Source organism: Mesorhizobium sp. L48C026A00 (assembly GCF_000502375.1).
Lineage (GTDB): Bacteria > Pseudomonadota > Alphaproteobacteria > Rhizobiales > Rhizobiaceae > Mesorhizobium > Mesorhizobium muleiense.
Genome location: NZ_AYWU01000087.1, coordinates 1 through 4298 on the forward strand (window position 1 = coordinate 1; position 4298 = coordinate 4298).

Consider the following 4298-nt stretch of genomic DNA (forward strand, 5'->3'; position numbering starts at 1 on the left):
CGCATTGCTCATCGCCAAAGTGAAAGAAATCACTTGCATTCCCGGGGGCGTCCACACACGGCCCGAAGCTGCGATTTTGGCCAAGTTGGAGAACATTTGGAGAACATCAGGGCTTGCTCATCCTGGTTTCCCCTTCCGCACCTGATAGACGGTTCCACGCGAGATGCCGAGATCGCGTGCGATGCGGGTCGGGCCGTGCCCCTGTTTTAGTCGCCTGGAGGTCGCGCAGAGAGCGAGCCAGGCGATCGATGCGGGTGACGACGAGCGTCTCGCCAGGATGGATGAAGTCGAGAATGGTGTTGAGCTGCGGGCGGCCTTCCAGGGAGGCGCCGCTCTTCTGCTCCTCGCGAATGACCTCGCAGCCGGCGGCCTTGAGCGCGGCGATTTGCGCAGAAAGGTTTTGGTCTGTCGTTGAGGTGCGGGCATATCCAATGCGGGTCATGCAAAACTGTTGATTTTGGGTGTGCCGAGATGTGAAGTCGTTCAATATCTCAAATCGGACCCAAAATAAACATGGCTGTGCGGCTGCAACGTGTTCATTCGCGCTGCGCAGGTCGGGTATACCCAAATTAGAACACGACCATCGGTTCCGGGCGGTCAGTTACGCCGTCTTCGTGGTTTCAGCTTTCGGGTAACTTCCGCCAGCCACGCAATTGCGCCGGGAGTGGCCTGCCAGGCCTTGCCGTTTTCCTCGACGTAGTCAGCTGCCTCGTCTTCACCGCCCATGGTGATGTATCCATCCGTGGCGGCGACGAGAGGCTGCTTGCCGGACAGGACGCCCGGTACATGGCTGTTCGCGAGCCAGGCCTCCTCGGCAAGCTTCCCGGCATCCGGATCGTTTTCACGAAAGGCAAGAAGGGCCCGCGTGTAGAGCCATGCAGCAGCGCAATCGTCTTCGTACTGTTTGAGCAGCTTCCTCAGGGCCTTGATGTCGTCGCGTGCCAGCAAATGCCCGGCCAGCACGTAGCGGATGCCCTGATTGTCATTCGGATTGAGCTCGAGCATCGCCTGATAATGGTCGATGGCCTCCTGATGCCTACCAAGCCGCCAGAGTACGGCGGCAAGACCTGCCCGCGCCCGCATGTAGGGGCGCGTCTCGAGAAAACCCCAGAAGTGACCGGCATATTCCTCGAACCCTTCCGGTCCGAGCGCCTCTTCTCCGGCCTCGACGCCCTTCTGGTAGCAATCCAGCACTTCCTCGACGGAGTTGGCCTCTTCCTCCGCGAGCAACACATAAGCGTCGGCGCACAACGGCGAGATTTCGAGCGCTTTCCTGGCCAGCGAAATACGCTTGCTGCGACTGGTCGCTTCCCAAGCCTCATACATGACGTCTTGCGCGGCGTCGGTCGGGTCGCTCCCTCGTCCGCCGAAAAGACCTGCCATGAACCCCTCCATGCCACGCCGGTCCGGCATCTGAGGCAGAGCATTGTCATTTTCCGGCTGCTTGGACTTCGCCACTGCCTTCTTTCGGGGCTTCTTCGATACAGGCATTTCTACATTCCCTTCGATGGGTCACGCCGCTTGTNCAAGCTGGTCGCGCTGTTCCAGTTCTCGACGACGTTCAGGCCTTCATGGATTTCGCGGCGAAACGGCTCGTGGCGCAAATACCGGCACAGGAAGATCGTCTTGATAGCCCGGCCAAGCTCGGCCAGTGCCTTGTAGGTCGGGTGCATCACCTCGGCGCGGGCGAAGCGGCGCAGGATCGCTTCCGGATCGGCGAGCCCGCTGTGCATGGCTGCGGCATATTTGACCATCTCGTCATATTGCTGCTCGATCTCATCCCAGTTGATAGCGCTGGAAAGAACGGGAAGCAGGTTGGGCAGTTCGGCGCGGAGGCCCGCATGCGGCAGCGCCAGCTTCTGCCGGGCGATCGCTTTGAGCCGTGGCGCGAGCTCGAAACCGAGCAGCCTGCAGAAGGCAAAGCCGAGGNGAAGACGAACAGCGCTTGAGCTGCGAGAAGATGCAGGTCGAGCCCTTGTCGACATGCCAGTAGATCATCACGCCGCGACCGCCATAGCGGACATGCCATTCGGTCATCAGGTTGCCGTCCCAGGCGCCGAACTTCTTGGAATCCGAAGCGCAGGCCGTACCGGCCTCGCCCCAGATGGCGGTGTTGCGGATGGCCAGTGTCGCGTTCGCAACGCTGGCGCAGGCTGCTTCGAGCGCTTCCCGGTGAACGAAGCGCCGGCCGACGTGAAGCAATTCCTCGTAACTGACGTCCGGGCATCCGGTCGCCACGCGCTTTAGGCCGGCATTCGTGCCGAATCCGTAAAGGCACAAGATCAGGCGCCGGTCGACCGCACCGCGGGAAAGCGTCACGCGAGAGGCCGATGTTTCAAAAGCATCCAGAAAGCCGGTGTCGAGGGCCGTCTCCTTCAAAACATCCAGCAGTTCCGTCATCGGCCAGCGATGCCCGATCTCGGCCTTGACCGAGCGAAGGCCCTGCGGTTCCGGCAGTGGCTCGAACGGCGTGATCGAGATGCGGTTTTCACCGCGCCAGAGAATGCGCACCTTATCGTTGCGCGGGATTTCGGTGCTCAGCAGCCGCAGTTCCCGCTCGAGCTCGGCCCGGATCTGGTGCGTGAAGGCCCGCGCGTCCGGCGTCAGGTTCAGGGCACCATAGTAGGCCGCGCGCCTGGCCTCGAAATCCTTGGGCAGATCATCATCCGGATTGCGATAGCGGTCCGCGCCGACCACCCAGATTTCCTTCGCCCGGATGCGGTCACGCAATTGGCTGAGCACACAGAGTTCGTAGCTGATCCGGTTGATGCGCCCGTCCTTGCCGATGATCGCGCTGCGCCATTTCGGTGGAATGACGCCCTCAATCGGCACGGCACTGCGTGGTACGATGCGGCATCCGGTACCGAAGGCTCGCCTGATCCAATCCAAGGCTTCGAGCACGGGCCGATGCACGGCGTTGTTCGAACGAAACTCCAGGACCGAGAGCAGTCTTGGTAAAATCCTTCTGTAATGGCTGGCATAAGAGCCGCGCATCACTTGATAGATGCGGCGCTCGAGCGTGCCTTTCGCCCGATGCTCCCTGATAATCGCCGCCAACTTTTCCTGCCCCGCCACCGGAAAGATTACATCGCAGACCCGGCCGTCCGGCGTCTCGATCGCCGCACCCGCAATATCGACCAGCAACCGTTCCTTGCCATAGACCTTCTCAATATCCCTGGCGATTCCGGCGACCACCTTGCGCTTCGAGCGCACTCCGATCTTGTGGATGGTTTCCACCAGAAGATCGATCATCCCGTCGATGATCTGTGCTTCCCGCACCATCAGGAAGACGGCATAGAAGCCAAGTTGTCGCCTGGGGGTGTGGCGGCGCATCTCCGAAGCCTTTTCGGCGCCGACCCGCCGGACGATCTGATCGATCCAGGACTTGCCGGCACCCGTCAGCAAATCCCTTGGCAGTGTCAACTTTTGAATGAAGGCAAGCCGGTCAGCTAGGGCAAGCATGTTGTCCAACGTTGCCGCACCTGCGTCATGTTTAATTGTATGGAATCCTGTCAGACTATCCGGTTCGACCAGCGACGCCTCCATCAGCGCGACCGTTTCCGGCAGAAGCCGATCCGCAACGCCGGCAAGCAAGCATTCCAGGAAGCGTTGCCGCTCGGAGCGTACAAGCCGCTCCATCTCCTTACCGGACGGACCGAAAATCCTGTGGTCGCGACACCAGAGAAAGACAGCCTCCAACATCACCGCGACGGACTGCCCGCCCGGGCAGAGCTCCGTCGCCATCCAATCTGAAAGTGCGACCCGGTCAGCCCGCTTCATGCGGCGAAAGCTCAGATGGCGCAGAATCTCCGCGCAATGACGCCGTCCCGACCGCCCCGAAAAATCGTAACCGTCGAGACCGGCCTCGCGGACACCAAGCTGCTCGGCCAGATACGAAATCGCCTCGTCCGGAACCTCGGTCGCGTCGGTGGCAAAGTATCCGAAGGCTGCGAAGAACTTCAACTGCACCGCCAGTCCGAGCCTCGACCCGGCCGGCTTGGCGTTCACANCTCGGTCGCGCCGGTGGCAAAGTATCCGAAGGCTGCGAAGAACTTCAACTGCACCGCCAGTCCGAGCCTCGACCCGGCCGGCTTGGCGTTCACAAAGTCATTGTCGGCAAAAGAGAGGCTCCATTCCCCAGCCAAAGCTTCAGGCGAAACACGCAAACCCATACGTTCACTCCCTGTTTCAGGAGTGAATTCTCAGGTCGCTGAGCCTTCACCGTCAATCCGTTCCGGCAACGTTCCACAACTTGGCCAAAATCGCAGCTTCGGGCCGTGTGTGGACGCCCCCGGGAA

General features: G+C 60.9%; 2 protein-coding genes and 1 pseudogene. All 3 read right to left on the minus strand.

From position 1 onward, the window contains the following. Window positions 1–106: 106 nt before the first annotated feature. Entirely contained in the window at window positions 107–487 is a 381-nt protein-coding gene (locus X738_RS89960) for a recombinase family protein (RefSeq protein WP_245277913.1), read from the minus strand. Between the two features lie 110 nt (window positions 488–597). Further along, window positions 598–1383 (minus strand): tetratricopeptide repeat protein, encoded by a 786-nt coding sequence (locus tag X738_RS80425; RefSeq protein ID WP_156942794.1) that lies wholly within the window; start codon window positions 1381–1383, stop codon window positions 598–600. Window positions 1384–1535: 152 nt separating this feature from the next. Then, a pseudogene (locus X738_RS84355) lies at window positions 1536–4172 on the minus strand (Tn3 family transposase); the annotation flags it as partial. Window positions 4173–4298: the final 126 nt, after the last annotated feature.

Coding starts and splice junctions, on each gene's coding strand:
- X738_RS80425 (WP_156942794.1), bottom strand. CDS start 1,383: ATGGCAGGTCTTTTCGGCGGACGAGGGAGCGACCCGACCGACGCCGCG.